Origin of the sequence: Burkholderia sp. AU32262 (assembly GCF_020419985.1) — a bacterium.
GTDB classification, from domain to species: domain Bacteria; phylum Pseudomonadota; class Gammaproteobacteria; order Burkholderiales; family Burkholderiaceae; genus Burkholderia; species Burkholderia semiarida.
The window spans coordinates 1-24,204 of sequence record NZ_JAIZRS010000022.1; the positions used below are offsets into that span (position 1 = coordinate 1).

The 24,204-nt window shown below is 67.1% G+C and carries 24 protein-coding genes; 20 read left to right on the forward strand and 4 right to left on the reverse strand.

Annotation, left to right across the window (positions count from 1 at the left end):
- From LGN10_RS33835 to LGN10_RS24195, 18 genes are all read left to right on the forward strand, one after another.
- Positions 1–136, forward strand: a 136-nt coding sequence (locus tag LGN10_RS33835; protein WP_155753854.1) for a DUF3400 domain-containing protein, incomplete at its 5' end; no start/stop codon positions are given.
- Between the two features lie 38 nt (positions 137–174).
- Positions 175–618 carry an HIT family protein gene (locus LGN10_RS24115; RefSeq protein WP_059642921.1) on the forward strand — a complete coding sequence of 148 codons (444 nt, stop codon included), beginning with the start codon at positions 175–177 and terminating at the stop codon, positions 616–618.
- The gene (locus tag LGN10_RS24120; RefSeq protein ID WP_006487879.1) at positions 615–1,028 is read left to right on the forward strand and encodes a gamma-butyrobetaine hydroxylase-like domain-containing protein; all 414 of its coding nucleotides are present in this window, start codon (positions 615–617) and stop codon (positions 1,026–1,028) included. The genes LGN10_RS24115 and LGN10_RS24120 overlap by 4 nt, the downstream gene beginning before the upstream one ends.
- Before the next feature lie 52 nt (positions 1,029–1,080).
- Positions 1,081–1,812: a bifunctional demethylmenaquinone methyltransferase/2-methoxy-6-polyprenyl-1,4-benzoquinol methylase UbiE gene (gene ubiE, locus LGN10_RS24125; RefSeq protein ID WP_059578778.1), complete on the forward strand. Its 732-nt coding sequence runs from the start codon at positions 1,081–1,083 to the stop codon at positions 1,810–1,812.
- 41 nt (positions 1,813–1,853) lie between these two features.
- Positions 1,854–2,888, forward strand: coding sequence for a Tim44 domain-containing protein (locus LGN10_RS24130; protein WP_226225244.1), 1,035 nt, complete (start codon positions 1,854–1,856; stop codon positions 2,886–2,888).
- 164 nt (positions 2,889–3,052) lie between these two features.
- Entirely contained in the window at positions 3,053–3,679 is a 627-nt protein-coding gene (locus LGN10_RS24135) for an SCP2 domain-containing protein (protein ID WP_226225245.1), read from the forward strand.
- A 12-nt stretch (positions 3,680–3,691) separates the two neighbouring features.
- Complete coding sequence (gene ubiB, locus LGN10_RS24140) at positions 3,692–5,269, forward strand: ubiquinone biosynthesis regulatory protein kinase UbiB (RefSeq protein ID WP_059578770.1); 1,578 nt, start codon at positions 3,692–3,694, stop codon at positions 5,267–5,269.
- A gap of 17 nt (positions 5,270–5,286) precedes the next feature.
- Positions 5,287–5,913: a methyltransferase domain-containing protein gene (locus LGN10_RS24145; protein ID WP_059578768.1), complete on the forward strand. Its 627-nt coding sequence runs from the start codon at positions 5,287–5,289 to the stop codon at positions 5,911–5,913.
- A gap of 95 nt (positions 5,914–6,008) precedes the next feature.
- Positions 6,009–6,362 carry an FmdB family zinc ribbon protein gene (locus LGN10_RS24150; RefSeq protein WP_099316806.1) on the forward strand — a complete coding sequence of 118 codons (354 nt, stop codon included), beginning with the start codon at positions 6,009–6,011 and terminating at the stop codon, positions 6,360–6,362.
- A gap of 61 nt (positions 6,363–6,423) precedes the next feature.
- Positions 6,424–7,074, forward strand: coding sequence for a DUF502 domain-containing protein (locus LGN10_RS24155; protein WP_059578762.1), 651 nt, complete (start codon positions 6,424–6,426; stop codon positions 7,072–7,074).
- Positions 7,075–7,141: 67 nt separating this feature from the next.
- Positions 7,142–8,944 carry an aspartate--tRNA ligase gene (aspS, locus tag LGN10_RS24160; protein WP_006485737.1) on the forward strand — a complete coding sequence of 601 codons (1,803 nt, stop codon included), beginning with the start codon at positions 7,142–7,144 and terminating at the stop codon, positions 8,942–8,944.
- A gap of 160 nt (positions 8,945–9,104) precedes the next feature.
- A complete protein-coding gene (gene nudB / locus LGN10_RS24165; protein WP_226225246.1) occupies positions 9,105–9,599 on the forward strand; it encodes a dihydroneopterin triphosphate diphosphatase in 495 nt (164 codons plus the stop codon).
- A complete protein-coding gene (gene clsB / locus LGN10_RS24170) occupies positions 9,596–10,870 on the forward strand; it encodes a cardiolipin synthase ClsB (protein WP_059578760.1) in 1,275 nt (424 codons plus the stop codon). The genes nudB and clsB overlap by 4 nt, the downstream gene beginning before the upstream one ends.
- A 199-nt stretch (positions 10,871–11,069) precedes the next feature.
- Positions 11,070–11,669, forward strand: a complete 600-nt coding sequence (locus LGN10_RS24175) for a TetR/AcrR family transcriptional regulator (protein WP_059578757.1) — start codon at positions 11,070–11,072, stop codon at positions 11,667–11,669.
- A 57-nt stretch (positions 11,670–11,726) separates the two neighbouring features.
- Complete coding sequence (locus LGN10_RS24180; RefSeq protein ID WP_104011909.1) at positions 11,727–13,514, forward strand: acyl-CoA dehydrogenase C-terminal domain-containing protein; 1,788 nt, start codon at positions 11,727–11,729, stop codon at positions 13,512–13,514.
- A gap of 112 nt (positions 13,515–13,626) precedes the next feature.
- Positions 13,627–16,062: a 3-hydroxyacyl-CoA dehydrogenase/enoyl-CoA hydratase family protein gene (locus LGN10_RS24185; protein ID WP_059578752.1), complete on the forward strand. Its 2,436-nt coding sequence runs from the start codon at positions 13,627–13,629 to the stop codon at positions 16,060–16,062.
- 27 nt (positions 16,063–16,089) lie between these two features.
- The gene (locus LGN10_RS24190; protein ID WP_059642934.1) at positions 16,090–17,289 is read left to right on the forward strand and encodes an acetyl-CoA C-acyltransferase; all 1,200 of its coding nucleotides are present in this window, start codon (positions 16,090–16,092) and stop codon (positions 17,287–17,289) included.
- A 91-nt stretch (positions 17,290–17,380) separates the two neighbouring features.
- A complete protein-coding gene (locus LGN10_RS24195; RefSeq protein WP_226225247.1) occupies positions 17,381–18,148 on the forward strand; it encodes an enoyl-CoA hydratase in 768 nt (255 codons plus the stop codon).
- Positions 18,149–18,199: 51 nt separating this feature from the next.
- Here LGN10_RS24195 and fdhD read toward each other — a convergent pair whose 3' ends face one another.
- The gene (fdhD, locus tag LGN10_RS24200) at positions 18,200–19,054 is read right to left on the reverse strand and encodes a formate dehydrogenase accessory sulfurtransferase FdhD (RefSeq protein WP_226225248.1); all 855 of its coding nucleotides are present in this window, start codon (positions 19,052–19,054) and stop codon (positions 18,200–18,202) included.
- 114 nt (positions 19,055–19,168) lie between these two features.
- Here fdhD and LGN10_RS24205 point away from each other — a divergent pair, with 114 nt between their 5' ends.
- Positions 19,169–19,651, forward strand: a complete 483-nt coding sequence (locus LGN10_RS24205) for a nitrate reductase associated protein (protein WP_059642940.1) — start codon at positions 19,169–19,171, stop codon at positions 19,649–19,651.
- A 33-nt stretch (positions 19,652–19,684) separates the two neighbouring features.
- On the opposite strand, the gene LGN10_RS24210 is transcribed toward LGN10_RS24205, so the two are convergent.
- Positions 19,685–20,080 (reverse strand): acyl-CoA thioesterase, encoded by a 396-nt coding sequence (locus LGN10_RS24210; RefSeq protein ID WP_006485741.1) that lies wholly within the window; start codon positions 20,078–20,080, stop codon positions 19,685–19,687.
- Between the two features lie 175 nt (positions 20,081–20,255).
- Here LGN10_RS24210 and LGN10_RS24215 point away from each other — a divergent pair, with 175 nt between their 5' ends.
- On the forward strand, positions 20,256–22,127 hold the full coding sequence (locus LGN10_RS24215; protein WP_060314964.1) for an ABCB family ABC transporter ATP-binding protein/permease: 1,872 nt from the start codon (positions 20,256–20,258) through the stop codon (positions 22,125–22,127).
- Between the two features lie 78 nt (positions 22,128–22,205).
- On the opposite strand, the gene murU is transcribed toward LGN10_RS24215, so the two are convergent.
- Both murU and LGN10_RS24225 read right to left on the reverse strand, forming a co-directional pair.
- Complete coding sequence (gene murU, locus LGN10_RS24220) at positions 22,206–22,925, reverse strand: N-acetylmuramate alpha-1-phosphate uridylyltransferase MurU (protein WP_226225249.1); 720 nt, start codon at positions 22,923–22,925, stop codon at positions 22,206–22,208.
- A 22-nt stretch (positions 22,926–22,947) separates the two neighbouring features.
- Entirely contained in the window at positions 22,948–23,997 is a 1,050-nt protein-coding gene (locus LGN10_RS24225; RefSeq protein WP_059642949.1) for an aminoglycoside phosphotransferase family protein, read from the reverse strand.
- Between the last annotated feature and the right edge of the window lie 207 nt (positions 23,998–24,204).

The following is a 24,204-nucleotide window of genomic DNA, read 5'->3' on the forward strand; positions in this document are numbered from 1 at the left end:
GCGCTACGGCGAGGACGCGAATCTCGAAGCGGACTACATCGTGGTCGAGATCGCGCGCCAGGTGCTCGGCGAGAACTGGATGGCCGATTATGTCGCACGGGCCAACCATGGCGGGATCGAGCGCGTGCTGGTCTAATGCGGGCATGACGACCGCCCGTCCACATGGGAGCGACGATGGAATGCGTGTTTTGCCGTGAAGACGGCGGCGAGGTGCTCTGGCAGGACGATGCGCTGCGCGTCGTGCTCGCGACGGGCGAGCACGACTACCCGGGCTTCTGCCGGGTGATCTGGGGCGCGCACGTCGCCGAGTTCTCCGATCTCGGCGAGTCGGAGCGGGCACACTTGATGCGCGTGGTCTACGCGGTCGAGCGGGCCGTGCGCCGCGTGATGCAGCCGAACAAGGTGAATCTCGCGAGCCTCGGCAACATGGTGCCGCACGTGCACTGGCACGTGATTCCGCGTTTTTCCAACGACGCCCATTTTCCGCAGCCCGTATGGGCGCCGCGCCAGCGCAGCGTGTCCGAGGCGCTGCTGCGCTCCCGCGCGGCGCAGGCCTCGCTGCTGCACAATGCGGTGCGCGAGGAAATTCAACGCATGACCGATTCGAGGCAGCCATGAGCGGTTTGACTTCCACGACGCCGATTCCGTCCGGCGTCGTCGTGCACGCGGTGTCGCGCGTGCTCGAATTGCAGTATCCGAACGGCGAGAGTTACCGGATTCCGTTCGAGCTGATGCGCGTGTATTCGCCGTCGGCCGAGGTGCGCGGCCACGGGCCCGGCCAGGAGACGTTGCAGACCGGCAAGCGCGAAGTGACGATCACCGCGCTCGAGGGCGTCGGCAACTACGCGCTGCAGCCGACGTTCTCCGACGGCCATTCGACCGGCATCTACTCGTGGGATCTGCTGTACGAACTGGCGACGCAGCAGGACGCGCTGTGGCGCGACTATTTCGACAAACTGAAGGCGGCGGGCGTCGAGCGCGACGCCCCGATGCAGGCGGCCGGCGCGCCGCACGGCCACTGCCACTGAAATCGACGGCGCCCGCTCGGCGCCGTCTTGCCATTTACTGAGGATCAACGCGATGAGCAAAACCCACTTCGGCTTCGAAAGCGTCGAGGAAAACGAAAAAGCGAAGAAAGTGGCGGGCGTGTTTCATTCGGTCGCGAGCAACTACGATCTGATGAACGACCTGATGTCGGCGGGCATGCACCGCGCGTGGAAGGCGTTCACGATCGCGCAGGCGAACGTGCGCCCCGGCTTCAAGGTGCTCGACATCGCGGCCGGCACCGGCGACCTGACCAAGTCGTTCGCGAAGGCGGCCGGGCCGACGGGCGAGGTCTGGCATACCGACATCAACGAATCGATGCTGCGCGTCGGCCGCGACCGGCTGCTCGACAAGGGCATCGTGACGCCGTCGCTGTTGTGCGACGCCGAGAAAATTCCGTTTCCGGACAACTACTTCGATGTGGTGACGGTCGCGTTCGGGCTGCGCAACATGACGCACAAGGACGCCGCGCTCGCCGAGATGCGCCGCGTGACGAAGCCCGGCGGCCGCGTGATGGTGCTGGAATTCTCGAAAGTCTGGGATCCGCTGAAAAAAGCGTACGATCTGTATTCTTTCAAAGTATTACCGTGGCTTGGCGACAAGTTCGCGAAAGATGCCGAAAGTTATCGGTATCTTGCTGAATCTATCCGGATGCACCCCGATCAGGACACGCTGAAGACGATGATGGAACAAGCGGGCCTCGATGCCGTCAAATATTACAATTTGTCAGGTGGCGTGGTAGCTTTACACATGGGAGCCAAGTACTAAGGGGCTCTTTCCATACATTTGTCTTACATCTGGAGAAACTGATGTTCGAATCGCGTTCGTTGTTCAACCGTGGCAAGCCGTCGAAGCCGTGGGCTCGACGGGTCGGCACCCTGCTGATGGTCGGCCTGCTCACGGCCGGCACGTTCGCATCGCTCGACGCTGAGGCCAAGCGCATGGGCGGCGGGCGCAGCATCGGCCGCCAGAGTTCCACCGTCACGCAGCGTCAGGCCACGCCGCCCGCGCAGCAGCCGATGCAGCAAGCGGCGCCGTCGCAGGCGCAGCGTACGAACCCGGCCGCGCCCACGCCGGCCGCGCAACCCAACCGCTCGCGCTGGCTCGGGCCGATCGCCGGCCTCGCGGCCGGTCTCGGCATCGCGGCGCTGCTGTCGCACTTCGGCCTCGGCGGCGCGTTCGCGAGCATGATGGCGAACGTCATCGTGATCGCGTTGCTCGCGATGGTCGGCATCTGGCTGATCCGCAAGTTCATGAACCGCCGTCGCCCGCAGGAGCCGGCGTATTCGGTCGGCGGCGCGTCGTCGTCGTCGGGCGGCTACGCGCAAAGCCCGTCGTTCCAGCAGGGCAACACCGGCAGCAACTATGCAGGTAGCGGCAGCAGCTATGCGAACGAAGCGCAGGGCGTGTTCGGCGGCGGTGCGGCGGCGGCCGGTGCGGCAGGCGCGATGGCGGCTGCGCCGCTGCAGGTGCCGGCCGGCTTCGATACCGAAGCGTTCCTGCGCAGCGCGAAGGTGTACTTCGTGCGCCTGCAGGCTGCGTGGGACCAGGGCAACCTGACCGACATCCGCGAGTTCACGACGCCCGAAATGTTCGCCGAGATCAAGATCGACCTCGATTCGCGCGGCAACGACGCGAACCAGACCGACGTCGTGCAGCTCGACGCGGAACTGGTCGCGATCGAGGATCGCGGCATCGAGCAGTCGGCGAGCGTACGCTTCCACGGCCTGATCCGCGAATCGGCGAATACGTCGGCCGCGCCGTTCGACGAGGTGTGGAACCTGTCGAAGTCGGGCAGTCAGGGCTGGCTGCTCGCGGGTATCCAGCAGATCAACACGCACTGAGCGTGACCGGCGGCCCGCGCCGCCGGGCATCCGGGCGACGGCCGCCGCACTGCGACCGCTTGCCGCCCGGGTGTACGGTCGGGCACGGTCTGCCGCCGATCCGACGTTACAATAGAAACCCGCGTGGGCGCCCGGCCTGCGCGGGTTTTTTCTTTCCCAGCCCGATGACCTTTGCCGCCAAGCCTTTTGCTGCTGCCGTCAATCACCTGCTCGCGCGCGAATCGTGGGCGCGCGACCGCCTGATTCCCTATGCGGGCAGGACTGCCCGGATCGACGTGCCTCCCGTCACGCTCACGCTGCTCGTGCAGCCCGACGGTTATCTGTCGGCCGTCGACGCGCACGATGCGCAACAGGTCGACGTGTCGATCGCGCTCGCCGGCGACACGGTCGCCGCGTTCCTGCAGGGCGGCCAGGCGGCCGTGATGAAGCACGTGAAGATCGAGGGCGACGCGGAATTCGCGACGCAGATCGCGAAGCTGGCCGAGCATCTGCGCTGGGAACCTGAGGAAGATCTCGCGAAGCTGGTCGGCGACGCGGCCGCGTACCGGATCGCGACGTTCGTGCGCGACGCCGGCGCGCGCGCGCGCCGCACCGGCCGCAACGTGCTCGATTCCGTCGCCGAATACTGGCTCGACGAGAACCCGCAAGTCGTCCGGCGCGCGTCGCTCGGCGGTTTCGACGCGGAACTGGCGCGCGCGCGCGATGCGCTCGCGCGGGTCGAAAAGCGGGTCGAGCGACTCGAACAAAAAATCGGCGCGCGCACGGGTTCCGGCCCGCGCGGCGCGCACTGAGGGCCGCAGGGCATGCGCATTTTCCGTTTCATCAAGATTGTCTACACCGTCATCCGCTTTGGCCTCGACGAAGTGATGCTGTCCCGGATCGACGACCGGCGCGTGAAGCTGCTGCTGCGGATCACGACGATCGGCCGCCGCTATTCCGATCCGCCCGCCGTACGGCTGCGTCACGCGCTCGAAAGCCTCGGTCCGATCTTCGTGAAGTTCGGCCAGGTGCTGTCGACGCGCCGCGACCTGCTGTCGGTCGATTTCGCGAACGAACTCGCGAAGCTGCAGGACCAGGTGCCGCCGTTCGATTCGGCCGTCGCGATCGCGATCATCGAGAAATCGCTCGGCGCGCCGGTCGACGAACTGTTCGACGAATTCGAGCGCGAGCCGATCGCGAGCGCGTCGATCGCGCAGGTGCATTTCGCGAAGCTGAAGCAGGGCGCGCATGCGGGCAAGGCGGTCGCCGTCAAGGTGCTGCGCCCGAACATGCTGCCGGTGATCGATTCCGACCTCGCGCTGATGCGCGACATCGCGACGTGGACGGAGCGCATGTGGGCCGACGGCCGACGCCTGAAGCCGCGCGAGGTCGTCGCCGAATTCGACAAGTACCTGCACGACGAGCTCGACCTGATGCGCGAGGCCGCGAACGGCAGCCAGCTGCGCCGCAACTTCGCGGGCCTCGACCTGCTGCTCGTGCCGGAGATGTTCTGGGATTTCTCGACGTCGCAGGTGCTCGTGATGGAGCGCATGACCGGCGTGCCGATCAGCCAGGTCGAGACGCTGCGCTCGGCGGGCGTCGACATCAAGAAGCTCGCGCGCGAAGGCGTCGAGATCTTCTTCACGCAGGTGTTCCGCGACGGCTTCTTCCATGCGGACATGCACCCCGGCAACATCCAGGTGAGCCTCGATCCGAACACGTTCGGCCGCTATATCGCGCTCGATTTCGGGATCGTCGGCGCGCTGTCCGATTTCGACAAGAACTACCTCGCGCAGAACTTCCTCGCGTTCTTCAAGCGCGACTACCACCGCGTCGCGACGCTGCACCTCGAATCGGGCTGGGTGCCGCCCGAGACGCGCGTCGAGGAGCTCGAAAGCGCGATCCGCGCGGTGTGCGAGCCGTATTTCGACCGCGCGCTGAAGGACATTTCGCTCGGCCAGGTGCTGATGCGCCTGTTCTCGACGTCGCGCCGCTTCAACGTCGAGATCCAGCCGCAGCTCGTGCTGCTGCAGAAGACGATGCTGAACGTGGAAGGGCTCGGCCGCTCGCTCGACCCCGAACTCGATCTGTGGAAGACCGCGAAGCCGTATCTCGAGCGCTGGATGACCGAGCAGATCGGCCTGCGCGGCTGGTACGAGCGGTTCAAGGTCGAGGCGCCGCAGTGGAGCAAGACGCTGCCGCAGCTGCCGCGCCTGATCCACCATGCGATGGCCGCGCGCCACGACGCGCCGCGCGCCGCGAGCGAGGAGCTGATGCGCCAGATCCTCGTCGAGCAGAAACGGACGAACCGGCTGATGCAGGCGTTGCTGATCTTCGGCCTGGCCGTCGGCGTCGGCGCGCTCGTCGCGCGCGTGCTGCTCGCGCTCGCGTACGGCGCCTGATCGAAAGGAGCGCGGCGATGTCCGATCCGAAGCAACCGGCCGCACCGTCGGCCGCCGATTTCGCGACGCGCGACCCGGGCAGCGCGTCGTTCTGGAATGAGCGCTTCGAGCGCGGCGTGACGCCGTGGGAATTCGGTGGCGTGCCGGACGGCTTTCGCGTGTTCGCGCGGCGGCTCGAGCCGTGCGCGGTGCTGATCCCCGGCTGCGGCAGCGCGCAAGAGGCCGGATGGCTCGCGCAGGCTGGCTGGCCGGTGCGTGCGATCGATTTCGCCGCGCAGGCGGTCGCTGCCGCGAAGGCGCAGCTCGGCGCGCATGCGGACGTCGTCGAGCAGGCGGATTTTTTCCAGTACCGGCCGCCGTTCGACGTGCAGTGGGTGTACGAGCGAGCGTTCCTGTGCGCGTTGCCGCCGGCCATGCGTGCCGACTATGCGGCGCGGATGGCCGAGCTGCTGCCCGCGGGCGGTTTGCTGGCCGGCTATTTCTTCCTGGTGGCGAAGCCGAAGGGGCCGCCGTTTGGCATCGAGCGTGCGGAGCTCGACGCGCTGCTCGCGCCGCACTTCGAACGGGTGGAGGATTTGCCGGTGACCGATTCGCTGGCCGTGTTCGACGGGCACGAGCGCTGGCTCACGTGGCGTCGCCGCTGATGCGCCGGCGTCTCGGCCATTGCCGGAGCGCGCCCGGGTTTCGGCTATAATTCAAGGTTTTGCAAGCCGTTTCCAGTTTCCGCGGGAAAAATATCATGCCGATCTACGCCTATCGATGCGAAGCGTGCGGTTTCGCGAAGGACGTGCTCCAGAAGATGAGCGACGCGCCGCTGTCGCAATGCCCTGAATGCGGGAAGGATGCTTTTCGCAAACAGGTGACTGCCGCCGGGTTCCAGCTCAAGGGCTCGGGGTGGTATGTCACCGATTTCCGCGGTGGCTCGGGCGGCACCAGCGCACCGGCGGCGACGTCGGGCGACGCGGCGCCGGCAGCCTCCGGGGCGCAAGCCGCACCCGCCGCGGCCGCGCCGGCCGCGGCGAGCAGTTCAAGCAGCACCACGACGACGAGCGCCGCGCCGGCACCGGCCGCGACGCCCGCCGCCGGCAGTTGACCGTCGCGGCCCGGCCGGGTCGCGACCAACCCGCGCCGCCGGCGCGGTTCATTGACGGCAGATGATGAAAAAGACGACCCTGAAAACGGTGTTCCTGACCGGCTTGCTGGTTCTCGTCCCGCTCGCGATCACGCTGTGGGTGCTCGGCCTCATCATCGGCACGATGGATCAGACGCTGCTCCTGCTGCCCGAATCGTGGCAGCCCGAGCGGATGCTCGGCTTCCATCTGCCGGGGATCGGCGCGGTGCTGACGCTCGCGTTCATCTTCGTGGTCGGGCTGGCCACGCAGAACTTCATCGGCCAGAAGCTCGTCACGTGGTGGAACGCGGTCGTGCGCCACATCCCGGTCGTCGGGCCGATCTACACGAGCGTCAAGCAGGTATCGGACACGCTGCTGTCGAGCAGCGGCAACGCGTTCCGCAAGGCGCTGCTGATCGAATACCCGCGCCGCGGCTCGTATACGATCGCGTTTCTGACCGGCGTGCCCGGCGGCGACGTGGTCAACCATCTGACGGAAGAGTACGTGAGCGTGTACGTGCCCACGACGCCGAACCCGACATCCGGCTTCTTCCTGATGCTGCCGAAGAGCGAAGTCATCGAACTCGACATGTCGGTCGATGCCGCGCTCAAGTACATCGTCTCGATGGGCGTCGTGGCGCCTTCGGCGCCGGTTCCGGCGCCCGCCCGCCGTCCCGTCGAGCCGCCGCTGTAAGTAAAGAATCATCGCCCGGGCCGCGCGTTGCGGCGCCCGTTGATCAAACCGAACGAAAGCAAACATCATGTCGATGCGTACTGAATACTGCGGTCTCGTGACCGAACACCTGCTGGGCCAAACCGTGTCGCTGTGCGGCTGGGTGCAGCGCCGCCGCGATCACGGCGGTGTGATCTTCATCGACCTGCGCGATCGTGAAGGCCTCGTGCAGGTGGTGTGCGACCCGGATCGCGCCGAGATGTTCGCGACCGCCGAAGGCGTGCGCAACGAGTTCTGCGTGCAGATCAAGGGCCTCGTGCGCAACCGTCCGGAAGGCACGGTCAACGCCGGCCTGAAGAGCGGCAAGATCGAAGTGCTGTGCCACGAGCTGAACGTGCTGAACGCGTCGGTCACGCCGCCGTTCCAGCTCGACGACGACAACCTGTCGGAAACGACGCGCCTCACGCACCGCGTGCTCGACCTGCGCCGCCCGCAGATGCAGCACAACCTGCGCCTGCGCTACCGCGTCGCGATCGAAGCACGCAAGTACCTCGACGAACAGGGCTTCATCGACATCGAAACGCCGATGCTGACGAAGAGCACGCCGGAAGGCGCGCGCGACTATCTCGTGCCGTCGCGCGTGAACGCGGGCCAGTTCTTCGCGCTGCCGCAGTCGCCGCAGCTGTTCAAGCAGCTGCTGATGGTTGCGAACTTCGACCGTTACTACCAGATCACCAAGTGCTTCCGCGACGAGGATCTGCGCGCCGACCGCCAGCCGGAATTCACGCAGATCGACTGTGAAACGTCGTTCCTCGGCGAGCAGGAAATCCGCGACCTGTTCGAGGACATGATCCGTCACATCTTCAAGACGACGATCGACGTCGAGCTCGACGCGAAATTCCCGGTGATGCCGTACTCGGAAGCGATGGCGCGTTTCGGATCGGACAAGCCGGACCTGCGCGTGCAGCTCGAATTCACCGAGCTGACCGACGCGATGAAGGACGTCGACTTCAAGGTGTTCAGCACGCCGGCCAACGCGAAGGACGGCCGGGTCGCGGCGCTGCGCGTGCCGAAGGGCGGCGAGCTGTCGCGCGGCGACATCGACGGCTACACGGAATTCGTGCGCATCTACGGCGCGAAGGGCCTCGCTTGGATCAAGGTCAACGAGAAGGCGAAGGGCCGCGACGGCCTGCAAAGCCCGATCGTCAAGAACCTGCACGACGCATCGATCGCGGCGATCCTCGAGCGCACCGGCGCTGAGGACGGCGACATCATCTTCTTCGCGGCCGACCGCGCGAAGGTCGTCAACGACAGCCTGGGCGCGCTGCGCCTGAAGATCGGCCATTCGGAATTCGGCAAGGCGAACGGTCTCGTCCAGGCAGGCTGGAAGCCGCTGTGGGTCGTCGACTTCCCGATGTTCGAATACGACGACGAAGACGCGCGGTACGTCGCCGCGCACCATCCGTTCACGAGCCCGAAGGACGAGCACCTCGAGTACCTCGAGACCGATCCGGGCCGCTGCCTCGCGAAGGCGTACGATATGGTGCTGAACGGCTGGGAAATCGGCGGCGGCTCGGTGCGTATCCACCGCGAGGAAGTGCAGAGCAAGGTGTTCCGCGCGCTGAAGATCGGCGCGGAAGAAGCGCAGGCGAAGTTCGGCTTCCTGCTGGACGCGCTGCAGTACGGCGCGCCGCCGCACGGCGGTATCGCGTTCGGTCTCGACCGCATCGTCACGATGATGGCCGGCGCCGATTCGATCCGCGACGTGATCGCGTTCCCGAAGACCCAGCGTGCGCAGGATCTGCTCACGCAGGCACCGAGCCCCGTCGACGAGCGTCAGCTGCGCGAGCTGCACATCCGTCTGCGTCAGCCGGAGCAGCCGAAGGCGTAACGCGCTTTCGCCCCCTTTGTCGTGTGTGCGGTCACGCCCACACGACACCCATGAAAAAGGCGCTGATGCGCCTTTTTCATTTTTTGCGGTACAGTCGCAGCACTTGCCGCACGTTCGGGGCACAGGGTCGACGCACGGCCCCGTGCCGCATGAAACCAAGATGACGAAGCCGCCGAAAATCCCTCAATCCGTTCTCGTCGTGATCTACACGCCCGACCTCGACGTGCTCGTGATCAAGCGTGCCGACCAGCCCGATTTCTGGCAATCGGTCACCGGCTCGAAGGACGCGCTCGACGAGCCGCTCGCGCTCACCGCCGCGCGCGAAGTAGCCGAGGAAACCGGCATCGCGGTCGGCACGCCCGACGTGCCGGCCAGCGCGCTCGTCGACTGGCATCACCGGATCGAATACACGATCTATCCGCAATACCTGCACCGCTATGCGCCGGGCGTCACGCGCAACGTCGAGCACTGGTTCGGGCTGTGCGTGCCGCACCGCGTCGACGTGACGCTGTCGCCGCGCGAGCACGTCGATCACGCGTGGCTGCCGTTCCGCGAGGCGGCCGCGCGCTGTTTCTCGCCGTCGAACGCCGAGGCGATCCTGCAATTGCCCGTACGCGTGGCGCTCGCGCGCGCGCCGCACGGCTCGTCCGCATGAATGCGGAAACCCGCAAGCGCTTCGCGCAATTGCGGCAGATGTTCCTGCAGGAGCGCGGCTCCGCGTCGCGGCTCGCGTTTACGGCCGGCAACACCGTGCGGCTATGCGAAACCGGCGGCGAATTCTTCCAGGCACTGATCGATCGGATCGATGCCGCCCGCGAGCAGGTGATGCTCGAAACCTACATCTTCTGCGACGACGCGGCCGGCCGGCCGGTGTCGGACGCGCTGATCCGCGCGGCGCGGCGCGGCGTGCGCGTGCGCGTGATCACCGACGGCATCGGCACCGCCCGCCTGCCGCTGTTCGACACGTGGGCCGAGGCCGGTGTCGAGCACTGCATCTACAACCGCTACCTGTTCGGCCGCTTCGGCTTCTCGCGCACGCACCGCAAGCTCGCGGTGGTCGATCACGCGGTCGCGTTCTGCGGCGGCATCAACATCGTCGACGACTACACACAGGGCAGCGCGACGCTGCCGTTCCCGCGCTGGGATTTCGCGGTCGAGATGGCCGGGCCCGCGGTGTCCGACGTGCGCGCCGCGTTCGAGCTGCAGTGGCACCGGATCCAGTTCGGCCACAAGCCGTACGCGCAGTACGCGGCCGGGCTGCACGGCGGCGAAGCGTTCCCGGACATGTTCCGGCGCTGGATGCGCAGCCACCGGTGGATCAAGGCCGGCGCGCTGCGGGTCGTGACGGAGCCGAGCGTGGCGTTCGTCGCGCGCGACAACGTCGTGAATCGCCGCGCGATCGAGAAGGCGTATCTCGCGGCGATCGGCCAGGCGCGCCAGCGGATCCTGCTCGCGAATCCGTACTTCATGCCGGGCCGTAAGCTGCGCCGCGCGCTGACGGGCGCGGCCCGCCGCGGCGTCGACGTGCAGGTGCTGATCGGCCGCAAGGAGTTCACGGCGCTCGATACGGCCGTGCCGTTCCTGTATCACTCGCTGTTGCGCGCGGGCGTGCGCGTCGCCGAATACGACAAGACGATCCTGCACGGCAAGGTCGCCGTGATCGACGACAACTGGGCGACGGTCGGCTCGTCGAATCTGGACGCGCTGAGCCTGATGCTGAACAATGAAGCGAACGTCGTGCTGGTGCGCTACGATGCAGTCACGAACCAGTTGCGCGACGCGATCGCCACCGCGTTCGCCGAAGGGCGCGAGATCGACGCCGCGCACTACGCCGCGCGCCCGCGCATCGAGCGGCTGCTGAACTGGCTGGCGTACAACACGTACCGCCTCCTGATGAAGGCGCTGACGGTCGGCGGTTACGACTGACGCAGACTAAGCATTCGCTTCAAAAATCCGTCCGCACGTTCGTGCGGAAAAGCCGCTCCGGTCCCGCCGGAATCGCGCAAAATAGCGGCTCGGTTAGACACCGGTTTCTAATAATTTCCTTGTTTCGCGAGCGGCCGCACTCAATAATAGTACGGCCGTTCGATTTTATTCGAACCCCCGAACGGTTACAGAAATAGCTATGCGAAAAGGCGAACAGACGCGTGCCGCGATACTCGAAGCTGCTTTGGACCTCGCCAGCCGTGACGGGCTGGAGGGGCTGACGATCGGCCTGCTGGCCGAGCGCATGCAGATGAGCAAGAGCGGCGTGTTCGCGCACTTCGGATCGCGCGAGGACCTGCAGGTCGAGGTCGTGCGCGAGTACCACCATCGTTTCGAGAACGAGGTGTTCTTTCCGAGCCTGCGCGAGGCGCGCGGTCTGCCGCGTCTTCGGGCGATGCTGGCGCGCTGGATGGAGAAGCGCATCCAGGAGGTGACGACCGGGTGCATCTACATCAGCGGCGCGGTGGAGTACGACGACCGGCCGGACAGCCCCGTGCGCGAACAGTTGATCGCGAGCGTGACCGCCTGGCGTGCCGCGTTGCTGCGCGCCATTTCGCAGGCGATGGAAGAAGGGCATCTGCGCGCGGACACGGATCCGGAATTGATGCTCTTCGAGTTGTACAGCTTCACGCTCGGCCTGCATCACGACGCACGCTTCCTGCATTCGCCGGACGCCGTGCGCCTCACGTGGGCCGCGCTGGAAAAGACGATTGTTTCGTATCAGAGCGAGAGCCGTTAGCGGCGCGTGACCCGCCCGCCAGGAGCTCGAGCCGTTTGCCCACCTTTGGAGAGAGTCATGGGACAGTACGCCGCGCCGCTGCGCGACATGCAATTCGTGTTGCACGAGCTTCTGAACGTCGAAGCCGAAGTCAAGCAAATGCCCAAGCATGCGGACCTCGACGCCGACACGATCAACCAGGTCCTCGAGGAAGCGGGCAAGTTCTGCTCCGAGGTACTGTTCCCGCTGAACCAGGTCGGCGACCGCGAAGGCTGCACGTATGAAGGCGACGGCGTCGTGAAGACCCCGACCGGCTTCAAGGAAGCGTATCAGCAGTACGTCGAGGCCGGCTGGCCGGCGCTCGGCTGCGATCCGGACTACGGCGGCCAGGGCCTGCCCGCGTTCGTGAACAACGCACTCTACGAAATGCTGAACTCGGCGAACCAGGCCTGGACGATGTATCCGGGCCTGTCGCACGGCGCGTACGAATGCCTGCACGCGCACGGCGCGCCGGAACTGCAGCAGCAATACCTGCCGAAGCTCGTGTCGGGCGAATGGACCGGCACGATGTGCCTGACCGAGCCGCACTGCGGCACCGATCTCGGCATCCTGCGCACCAAGGCCGAACCGAACGGCGACGGCTCGTACTCGATCAGCGGCACGAAGATCTTCATCTCGAGCGGCGAGCACGACATGTCGAAGAACATCGTCCACCTCGTGCTCGCGCGCCTGCCGGACGCGCCGCAAGGCACGAAGGGGATCTCGCTGTTCATCGTGCCGAAGTTCATTCCGGACGCTTCGGGCGAGCCGGGCGAGCGCAACGGCATCAAGTGCGGCTCGATCGAGCACAAGATGGGCATCCACGGCAACTCGACGTGCGTGATGAACCTCGACGGTGCGAAGGGCTGGATGGTCGGCGAGCCGAACAAGGGCTTGAACGCGATGTTCGTGATGATGAATGCCGCGCGTCTGGGTGTCGGCATGCAGGGCCTCGGCCTCACGGAAGTCGCGTACCAGAACTCGCTGACGTACGCGAAGGAACGCCTGCAGATGCGTTCGCTGACCGGCCCGAAGGCACCGGACAAGCCGGCCGATCCGATCATCGTGCACCCGGACGTGCGCCGCATGCTGCTCACGCAGAAGGCCTACGCGGAAGGCGCGCGCGCATTCACGTACTGGTCCGCGCTGCAGATCGACAAGGAGCTGTCGCACGCCGACGAAGCGGTGCGCAAGGAAGCGGCCGACCTCGTCGCGCTGCTCACGCCGATCATCAAGGCGTTCCTGACCGACAACGCGTTCGAGTGCACGAACCATGCGATGCAGATCTACGGCGGCCACGGCTTCATCTCCGAGTGGGGCATGGAGCAGTACGTGCGCGACGCGCGGATCAACATGATCTACGAAGGCACGAACTCGATCCAGTCGCTCGACCTGCTGGGCCGCAAGGTGCTCGGCGACATGGGCGCGAAGCTGAAGAAGTTCGGCAAGCTCGTGACCGAATTCGCGGAAGCCGAAGGCGTGAAGCCCGAGATGGCCGAGTTCATCAACCCGCTCGCCGACATCGGTGAAAAGGTGCAGAAGCTGACGATGGAAATCGGCATGAAGGCGATGCAGAACCCGGACGAAGTCGGCGCCGCGGCCGTGCCGTACCTGCGCACCGTCGGCCACCTGGTGTTCTCGTACTTCTGGGCGCGCATGGCGCGCATCGCCCTCGACAACGAAGCGTCGGGCGATCCGTTCTACAAGTCGAAGCTCGCCACCGCCCGCTTCTACTTCGCGCGCCTGCTGCCCGAAACGGCATCGACGATCCGCGCCGCGCGCGCCGGTTCGAAGACGCTGATGGAAGTCGACGAATCGCTGTTCTGATCCAAGTCCGGGCGGTGCGCGCCGCGCGCCGCCCGAACGCAACGGTTCTGGTACTCACTTCGCCGTGCAGCCCCCATATTCCGCGCTGCACGACACTATCCGGAGACATCCCGTGAGCAATTTCCTGATTCGCAAGGTCGCCGTGCTGGGCGCCGGCGTGATGGGCGCGCAGATCGCCGCGCACCTCGTCAACGCGCGCGTGCCGGTGCTGCTGTTCGACCTGCCGGCCAAGGAAGGCCCGAAAAACGCGATCGCGCTGAAGGCGATCGAGAACCTGAAGAAGCTGTCGCCCGCGCCGTTCGGCGTGAAGGACGACGCGAAGTACCTCGAAGCGGCGAATTACGAGGACGACATCGCGAAGCTCGCCGAATGCGACGTCGTGATCGAGGCGATCGCCGAGCGGATGGACTGGAAGCACGACCTGTACAAGAAGGTCGCACCGCACATCGCCTCGCACGCGATCTTCGCGACCAACACGTCGGGCCTGTCGATCACGAAGCTGTCCGAAGGTTTCTCGGACGAGCTGAAGGCGCGCTTCTGCGGCGTGCATTTCTTCAACCCGCCGCGCTACATGCACCTCGTCGAGCTGATCCCGACCGCGCATACGCGCCCGGAAATCCTCGACCAGCTCGAAACCTTCCTGACGAGCGTCGTCGGCAAGGGCGTCGTGCGCGCGAAGGACACGCCGAACTTCATCGCGAACCGCGTCGGCATCTTCTCGATCCTCGCGGTGATCACCGAGGCCGCGAAGTTCGGCCTGCGCTTCGACGAAGTCGACGACCTGACGGGCAGCCGCCTCGGCCGCGCGAAGTCGGCGACGTTCCGCACCGCGGACGTGGTCGGCCTCGACACGATGGCGCACGTGATCAAGACGATGCAGGACAACCTCGCCGACGATCCGTTCTTCCCGGTCTACCAGACGCCCGCCGTGCTCGCCGAGCTGGTGAAGCAGGGCGCGCTCGGCCAGAAGACGGGCGGCGGTTTCTACAAGAAGGAAGGCAAGGCGATCAAGGTGCTCGACGCGAAGACGGGCACCTACGTCGACTCGGGCGCGAAGGCGGACGAAACGGTCGGCCGCATCCTGAAGCGTCCGCCGGCGGAACGCCTGAAGCTGCTGCGCGAGACGAACCATCCGCACGCGCAGTTCCTGTGGTCGATCTTCCGCGACGTGTTCCATTACATCGGCGTGCATCTCGAATCGATCGCCGACAACGCGCGCGACGTCGATCTCGCGATCCGCTGGGGCTTCGGCTGGAACGAAGGCCCGTTCGAAGGCTGGCAGGCCGCCGGCTGGAAGCAGGTCGCCGAATGGGTGCAGGAAGACATCGCGGCCGGCAAGGCGCTCGCGAACGTGCCGCTGCCGTCGTGGGTACTCGAAGGCCCGGTCGCCGAGAAGGGCGGCGTGCACACGGCCGAAGGCTCGTGGGCGCCGGCCGCCAAGCGTTTCGTGCCGCGTTCGGACTTGGCCGTGTACGACAAGCAGGTGTTCCGTGCGCCGCTCGTCGGCGAAGCCGGCGCCGACCCGAAGACGTACGGCAAGACGCTGTTCGAAACCGACGCGGTGCGCGCGTGGGTCGACGACCGTGCCGGCGAGGACGACGTCGTGATCGTGTCGTTCAAGTCGAAGATGAACACGATCGGACCGAGCGTGATCGACGGCCTCGTGCAGGCGATCGAACTCGCGGAGAAGGACTACAAGGGCGTGGTGATCTGGCAGCCGACGTCGCTGAAGCTCGGCACGCCGGGCGGCCCCTTCTCGGCCGGCGCGAACCTCGAGGAGGCGATGCCCGCGTTCATGATGGGCGGCGCGAAGGGCATCGAGCCGTTCGTGAAGAAGTTCCAGGAAGGCATGCTGCGCGTGAAGTACGCGAACGTGCCGGTCGTCGCGGCCGTGTCGGGCATCGCGCTCGGCGGCGGGTGCGAGCTGATGCTGCACAGCGCGAAGCGCGTCGTGCACGTCGAGAGCTACATCGGCCTCGTCGAAGTGGGCGTCGGCCTCGTGCCGGCCGGCGGCGGCCTGAAGGAAGCGGCGCTGCGCGCAGCGGAAGCCGCGACGGCCGCGAACGCGACCACCGACATCCTGAAGTTCGTCACGAAGTCGTTCGAGAACGCGGCGATGGCGAAGGTGTCGTCGTCCGCGCACGACGCGCGTGCGATGGGCTACGTGAAGCCGTCCGACACGATCGTCTTCAACGTGTTCGAACTGCTCGACACCGCGAAGAAGGAAGCGCGTGCGCTGGCCGCCACCGGCTACCGCGCGCCGCTGCGCGCGAAGGACGTGCCGGTCGCGGGCCGCTCGGCGATCGCGACGATCAAGGCGTCGCTCGTCAACATGCGTGACGGCCGCTTCATCAGCGACCACGACTACCTGATCGCGAGCCGCATCGCCGAAGCCGTGTGCGGCGGCGACGTCGAAGCCGGCAGCCTCGTCGACGAAGAATGGCTGCTCGCGCTGGAGCGTCGCGCGTTCGTCGAGCTGCTCGGCACGCAGAAGACGCAGGAACGGATCATGGGCATGTTGCAGACCGGCAAGCCGGTGCGTAACTGAGCGAGCGGATAAGGCAAGGAGTTTCAAATGAGCAAACAACTGCAAGACGCATACATCGTCGCCGCCAGCCGCACGCCGATCGGCAAGGCCCCGCGCGGTGTCTTCAAGAACACGCGCCCCGACGAGCTGCTGGTTCACGCGATCAAGTCGGCGGTCGCTCAGGTGCCCGGCCTCGACACGAAGGTGATCGAGGACGCGATCATCGGCTGCGCGATTCCCGAAGCCGAGCAGGGCCTGAACGTCGCGCGCATGGGCGCGCTGCTGGCGGGCCTGCCGCAGACGGTCGGCGGCGTGACGGTCAACCGCTTCTGCGCGTCGGGCATCACCGCGCTCGCGATGGCGGCCGACCGCATCCGCGTCGGCGAATCGGACGCGATCTTCGCGGGCGGCTGCGAATCGATGAGCATGGTGCCGATGATGGGCAACAAGCCGTCGATGTCGCCGCACATCTTCGATCGCAGCGAAGACTTCGGCATCGCGTACGGGATGGGCCTGACGGCCGAGCGCGTCGCCGAGCAGTGGAAGGTGAGCCGCGAGGACCAGGACGCGTTCTCGGTCGAGTCGCACCGCAAGGCGCTCGCCGCGCAGCAGGCCGGCGAGTTCGGCGACGAAATCGCCGCGTACACGATCACCGAGCGTTTCCCGAACCTCGCGACCGGCGAAGTCGACGTGAAGACGCGCGAGATCAAGCTCGACGAAGGTCCGCGCGCGGATACGTCGCTCGAAGGCCTCGCGAAGCTGCGCACGGTGTTCGCGAACAAGGGCTCGGTCACGGCCGGCAACAGCTCGCAGACGTCGGACGGCGCGGGCGCGCTGCTCGTCGTGTCGGAGAAGGTGCTCAAGCAATTCAACCTGACGCCGCTCGCGCGCTTCGTGAGCTTCGCGGTGCGTGGCGTGCCGCCGGAAATCATGGGTATCGGTCCGAAGGAAGCGATTCCGGCCGCGCTGAAGGCCGCCGGCCTGAAACAGGACGATCTCGACTGGATCGAACTGAACGAAGCGTTCGCCGCGCAATCGCTGGCGGTGATGCGCGACCTCGGCCTCGATCCGTCGAAGGTCAACCCGATGGGCGGCGCGATCGCACTGGGCCACCCGCTCGGCGCGACCGGCGCGATCCGCGCGGCGACCGTCGTGCACGGCCTGCGCCGCCGCAACCTGAAGTACGGGATGGTCACGATGTGCGTCGGCACCGGCATGGGCGCCGCGGGCATCATCGAGCGCCTGTAAGCGAGGCGCGGATAAAAGCGACGACGGTGCGCGGGCCACGAGCTCGCGCACCGTTTTTTCATTCCGGTAGAGACAGTCAAAGGAGACGGTTGTGGCCGACATTCAAGTGGAACGCGCCGACGGCGTGATGACGATCACGATCGCGCGCCCGGCGAAGAAGAATGCGCTGACGGCGGCGATGTACCAGACGATGGCCGACGCGCTCGCCGACGCGCAGGAAGACAAGGCGACGCGCGTGATCCTGCTGCGCGGCAGCGACGGCAATTTCAGCGCGGGCAACGATCTCGAGGATTTCCTGAAGTCGCCGCCGAAGGACGACACCGCCTCGGTGTTCCAGTTCCTGGCGCGGATCAGCAGCGCGAGCAAGCCGATCGTGGCAGCGGTGCCGGGCATTGCGGTCGGCGTCGGCGTGACGATGCTGCTGCACTGCGATCTGGTCTACGCGGCCGACACCGCGACGTTCTCGCTGCCTTTCGTGCAGCTCGGGCTGTGCCCGGAAGCCGCGTCGAGCGCGCTGCTGCCGCGCCTGGCCGGCCATCAGGTCGCCGCCGAGAAGCTGCTGCTGGGCGAGGCGTTCGACGCGCTGGAAGCGCACCGGATCGGCATCGTCAACCGCGTGCTGCCGGCGGCGGAGCTCGACGCATTCGCGGCGAAGCAGGCGGCGAAGCTGGCGGCGCTGCCGGCGGCATCGCTGCGTGTGACCAAGGCGCTGCTCAAGGATACGGGCGGCGTGGCGACGCCCGCGCGGATGGCCGAGGAAGCGCGCCACTTCTCGGCGATGCTGCGCGCGCCGGAAGCGCGCGAGGCGATGACGGCGTTCTTCGAGAAGCGCAAGCCGGATTTCCGTCAGTTCGACTGACGGCGCAGGCCGCGCCGCCGGGGGATCGCCGGTGCGCGGCCGCGATCGCGATCAGGCCGTGCCGTAGTCGACGTGGCCCGTTTCGCGGCAGAAGCTGACGAGCCGCAAGCCGGCCGCCTTCGCGACCTCGATCGCGAGCGACGACGGCGCGGAGATGGTCGCGACCAGCGGGATGCCGACCCGCGCGGCCTTGCGTACCAGCTCGTAGCTCGCGCGGCTCGACAGGAACACGAAGCCGTCGGTGGTATCGGCGCGCGACAGCACGAGCGAGCCGATCAGCTTGTCGAGCGCATTGTGGCGGCCGACATCCTCGAATGCCGCACGGATCGCGCCTGTTGCGTCGCACCACGCGGCCGCGTGCAGGCCGCCGGTCAGTTTCGTGAGCGCCTGATGCGCCGGCAGCGCATGCGCGGCGCGCGCCAGCGCATCGGGCGCGAGGCGCGCGAGAAAGCCGGTATCGGGCACGCGTTCGGGCGCGAGATCGAGCAGGTCGATGCTTTCGATGCCGCACACGCCGCAGCCCGTGCGCCCGGCGAGCGCGCGGCGCCGGTCCTTCAGCGCGGCGAACGCCTGCTGGACGACTTCCAGGTGGACTTCCGCGTGCGGCAACGGCGCATCGGCATGCAGGATCACCTCGATGTCCTTGATGTCGCTGCCGCGCACGACGATCCCCTCCGAGATCGCGAAGCCGACCGCGAACGCTTCGAGGTCGCATGGCGTACACATCATCACCGCGTGCGAGATGCCGTTGAAGACGAGTGCGACCGGCCATTCCTGGCCGACGAAGTCGTGCGCGGTTTCGACCGCGCCGCCGCGCGTGCGGCTCACGGGCAGCTCGATCGCGCCGCGCGGCTCATCGCGCAACGCGTCGCGCGGATCGTCTGATTGGGTCGGATTCACGAGCACTCCCGTTGATTCGACGCACGGCCGGCGACGATCGTGCCGCCGCCCGCGCGCAGAGGTTCTAAAATACCCCAGGCAAGCCGGCCGCGCCGGCATCCGCCACGTCAGGTAACGACCATGGGACTCAGCGACGCTCCGTTGCTCTTCAACTTCGAACACGATTCGTCGGAAAACTTCACGTACATCCCGATGATCGTGCGTTTCAATCTCGACCGCTTCGGGCTGCGGATTTCGCTCGAACAGTGGCAACTGCTGCCGCTCGAGGACCGCAAGCTGCTTGCGCGCTTCCCGGCCGACGACGACACCGCGATCGAGCCCAACTTCGATCATGCGTTGTTCGAAATGCTGCGCACGCACGCCGATCTGGAGCCGTCATGGTTTCAGCCGGACGAGCAGCCGGCCTGGCGCGACGTCGACACGGTGCCGGAGTCGCTCGTGCAGCAGAGCGCGCTGGCCGGGCTGCCGGCGCCCGCGCTCGCGCAGTGGCAGCGGCTCGCGCCGTTCCAGCGCTACGTGCTGGTGAAGCTGTCGCGCAAGCCGAAGCTGAATCACGATTTCCTGCCCGCGATGCGGGAGTTCGGGCTGACGGCCACGCACTGACGGCCGCCTGCCGCGCCGCGGCGCGTGCCCGCGTCACAGCGGCGGCAGTTGCCGCGGCTTGCGGTCCGGGCCGGTCGCGACGTAGGTGAGCGTCGCCTCGGTGACCTTCACGACTTCGCCCATCAGGCGCATGCGCTGCGCGTACACCTCGACGTCGACCGTGATCGACGTGTTGCCGGTGCGCATGATCGTGGCGTAGAAGCTCAGCAGATCGCCGACGAATACCGGCTGCTTGAACACGAACGAGTTGACCGCGACCGTCGCGACGCGGCCGTTCGCGCGCTGGCTCGCGGGAATCGAGCCGGCGATGTCGACCTGCGACATGATCCAGCCACCGAACACGTCGCCGTGAACGTTCGCGTCGTGCGGTTGCGGGACGACGCGCAGCGCGGGCTGCTTCTGCGGGAGTTCGAGGGTCGAATCGGTCATGGCGGGGGCTTTCATCCTGTAATAAATGGGCCGCCGCGCGCAGGCCGGCCGGCAAGGCCGCCGGCAGCGGCGCGAAGCGGCTTCTGCGACAATACAACGTTCGCAAATTGTACGAGAAAGCGCGCGAGCCGGCCGTCGATACGCGCGTCCGGCATCGCCGCAGGACCTTTTCCCCATGCGCCGATTTCCCGCTTCCGGCGAGCCCGCGCCGGCTTCGACCGGGCCCCGCAACGACTGGCAGACGATCCGGTCGCTGCTGCCGTACCTGACCACCTACAAATGGCGCGTCGCGCTCGCGCTCGGCTGCCTGATCGGCGCGAAGGTCGCGAACCTCGGCGTGCCGGTCGTGATGAAGCGCATCGTCGACCACCTGTCCGCCGTGCAGCAGCTCACCGCGCTCGGCCGTGCCGAGCAATCGGCCGGGATCGTGCTCGCGGGCGGCGTCGGGCTGCTGGTCGTCGCGTACGCGCTCGTGCGGCTGTCGACGTCGCTCTTTACCGAGCTGCGCGAGATCCTGTTCTCGAAGGTCACGGAGAGCGCGGTGCGCCAGCTCGCGCTGCAGGTGTTCCGGCACCTGCACGGGCTGTCGCTGCGGTTTCATCTCGAACGCCAGACGGGCGGCATGTCGCGCGACATCGAGCGCGGCACGCGCGGCATCCAGCAACTGATTTCGTATTCGCTGTACAGCATCCTGCCGACGCTCGTCGAGGTCGGGCTCGTGCTCGGCTTCTTCGTGGTCAAGTACGAGGCCTACTACGCGTACGTGACGTTCGCCGCGCTCGTCACGTACATCGTGTTCACCGTGAAGGTCACCAACTGGCGCACGCACTTCCGCCGCACGATGAACGAGCTCGATTCGCGCGCGAACTCGCGGGCGATCGATTCGCTGATCAACTACGAGACGGTGAAGTACTTCGGCAACGAGGAGTGGGAGGCGCAGCGCTACGACGAGAACCTGAAGCGCTACCGGAAGGCCGCGATCCGCTCGCAGAACTCGCTGTCGGTGCTGAACTTCGGCCAGCAGGCGATCATCGGCACGGGGCTCGTGTTCATCCTGTGGCGCGCGACGCAGGGCGTGCTCGCGGGCAAGCTGACGCTCGGCGATCTCGTGCTGATCAACACGTTCATGCTGCAGCTGTACATCCCGCTGAATTTCCTGGGTGTCGTCTATCGCGAGCTGAAGCAGAGCCTCACCGACATGGATCGGATGTTCGGGCTGCTGTCGGCGCCGAAGGAAGTGGCCGACCGGCCTGATGCGCCGCCGCTCGCGGTGGCCGGCGCGCAGGTGCGCTTCGAGCACGTGAACTTCGCGTACGAGCCGTCGCGGCCGATCCTGCACGACGTGACCTTTACGATCGAGGCCGGCACGACGACCGCGGTGGTCGGCCACAGCGGTTCGGGGAAATCGACGCTGTCGCGGCTGCTGTTCCGCTTCTACGATCTCGACCGGCAGACGGGCGGCGCGATCCGGATCGACGGGCAGGACATTCGCGACGTCACGCAGGAATCGCTGCGCGCGTCGATCGGGATCGTGCCGCAGGACACCGTGCTGTTCAACGACTCGATCTACTACAACATCGCGTACGGCCGGCCGACGGCGAGCCGCGACGAGGTGGTCGCGGCCGCGCGCGCCGCGCACATCCACGATTTCATCGAGAGCTTGCCGAAGGGCTATGACACGCCGGTCGGCGAGCGCGGGCTGAAGCTGTCCGGCGGCGAGAAGCAGCGCGTCGCGATCGCGCGCACGCTGCTGAAGGATCCGCCGGTGCTGCTGTTCGACGAAGCGACGTCGGCGCTCGATTCGCGCTCGGAACGCGCGATCCAGCACGAACTCGACCAGATCGCGCGGCATCGCACGACGCTCGTGATCGCGCACCGGCTGTCGACGGTCGTGCACGCGCAGCAGATTCTCGTGATGGATCACGGGCGGATCGTCGAGCGCGGCACGCACGACGAACTCGTGCGCGCCGACGGGCTGTATGCGCAGATGTGGGCGCTGCAGCAGCAGCGCGCGGCAGCCGGCGGGGAAGAGGCCGAGGCCGCGTAACGGCTTGCGGGTGTGCTGCGTGCCGTGGCGCGCAGCGGGCGGCCGGCACGACGGTGCGCGGCCGTCCGTCGGCTCCGCTCAGCCCGCGGCGCGCAGCCGCGCGTCCAGCTCGCCGAGCTGCGCGGGCGTGCCGACGTTCTCCCAGATGCCTTCGTACAGTTCGCCGGTCGCGCGGCCGGCCTCGATCGCCGCGCGGTAGTACGGCGTCAGCGCGCGCCGCGTGCCGGGCGCGAGATCGCGGAACATCCGTGTGTCGTACAGGCCGATGTTGCCGAACGTGAAGCGCGCGGCGCCGTCGAGCGCGAGACGGCCGTCGTCGCCGAGCGCGAAGTCGCCGGCCGGGTGGAACGGCGGGTTCGGCACCATCACGAGGTGCATCGCCGGCGTGTCGAGTGCGGCCATCCGGGCGGCGCGCGGCGCGAGCGTCCGGTAGTCGAAGGCGCAGTACACGTCGCCGCTGACGGCCGCGAACACGGTCGGTTGGCCGTCGCGCTCGATGAGCGGCAGCGCCTGTGCGATGCCGCCGGCGGTTTCCAGCGCTTCGCCTTCGGCCGAATACGCGAGCCGCACGCCCCAGCGCGAACCGTCGCCGAGCGCGGCCTCGATCCGTTCGCCGAGCCACGCATGGTTGATCACGATCGTGTCGATGCCCGCACGCGCGAGCGCCTCGATCTGCCACACGATCAGCGGCTTGCCGCCGGCTTCGAGCAGCGGCTTCGGGCAGGTGTCGGTCAGCGGACGCATCCGTTCGCCGCGTCCGGCGGCGAAGATCATCGCCGTGGTCAGGGTAGGGCTCATGTTCGACTGGGTGTGGGGGCGCTCAGAACGTATAGCCGACGTCGGCCGGCGCGTTGCCCTCGAGCTCGTCGAGCAGCTTCGCGAACGGCACGAGCGGACGATAGCGCAGCGCGACCTTGCGCGCATACGCGAGGAAGCGCGGCAGGTCGTTCAGGTAGTGCGGCTTGCCGTCGCGGTAGTTGATGCGCGCGAACAGGCCGAGGATCTTGATGTGGCGCTGCAGGCCCATCCATTCGAGCTGGCGGTAGAACTCGCCGAAGTCGGGATCGACCGGCAGGCCGGCCTTTTTCGCCTTTTCCCAGTAGTACGCGAAGCAGTCGAGCTCGAATTCCTCGTCCCAGCTGATGAACGCGTCGCGCAGCAGCGACACGACGTCGTACGTCAGCGGCCCGTACACGGCGTCCTGAAAGTCGAGCACACCCGGGTTCGGTTCGCAGACCATCAGGTTGCGCGGCATGAAGTCGCGCAGCATGAAGCCTTGCGGCTGCGCGTGCGCGCTCGCGACCAGCAGCGCGAACGTGCGGTCGAGCGTGCCGCGCATCGCGTCGGTGACGGGCTTGCCGAGGTGGCGGCCGACGAACCATTCGGGCATCAGCTCCATTTCGCGGCGCAGGAACGCTTCGTCGAACGGCGGCAGCACGTCGGGCTTCGACGTGAGCTGGAAGCGGATCAGCGCGTCGAGCGCCGCGCGCATCAGCGGTTTTGCGGCGGCCGGGTCGGCCGGATCGAGCACCGAGATGTACGACGTGCGGCCGAGGTCCGTCACGAGCATGAAGCCCGCGTCGAAATCGTGGGCGAGCACGTCCGGCACGTGGTCGCCGGCCGCGGCGAGCAACTGCGCGACCTGGACGAACTCGCGGCACTTCTCGGGCGGCGGCGCGTCGACGGCGATCAGCGTGCCGCCGGGGCTCGCGGCGGACGCGACGCGGAAATAGCGGCGGAAACTGGCGTCCGACGACGCGGGCGCGAGGGTCGACAGATCGAGGGCGTAGCGCCCGGCGAGCGGGCGCAGCCACGCGGTGAGCGCGTCGAGGCGGGCGTCGGGCTGGGATGCGGCGGATGGGGGCGTCATGAAACTCGGCGGAGGGGGGAACGTCTTGCCATATAATACCCCACGACTTTTTTGACGCGCCCCGCGTCAGCTTCCGCCGTGCAGGCCCGCGCCTGTCGCGACGTCCGCCCGATCGCCTCCCCGGTTTGCGAAGAGCCGCAGTCGCGGCTCGACGGCGCGGCCCGCCGCGCGCGAAGGTGCCGTGCAGGCGCGGTTGACAAGGGGCGA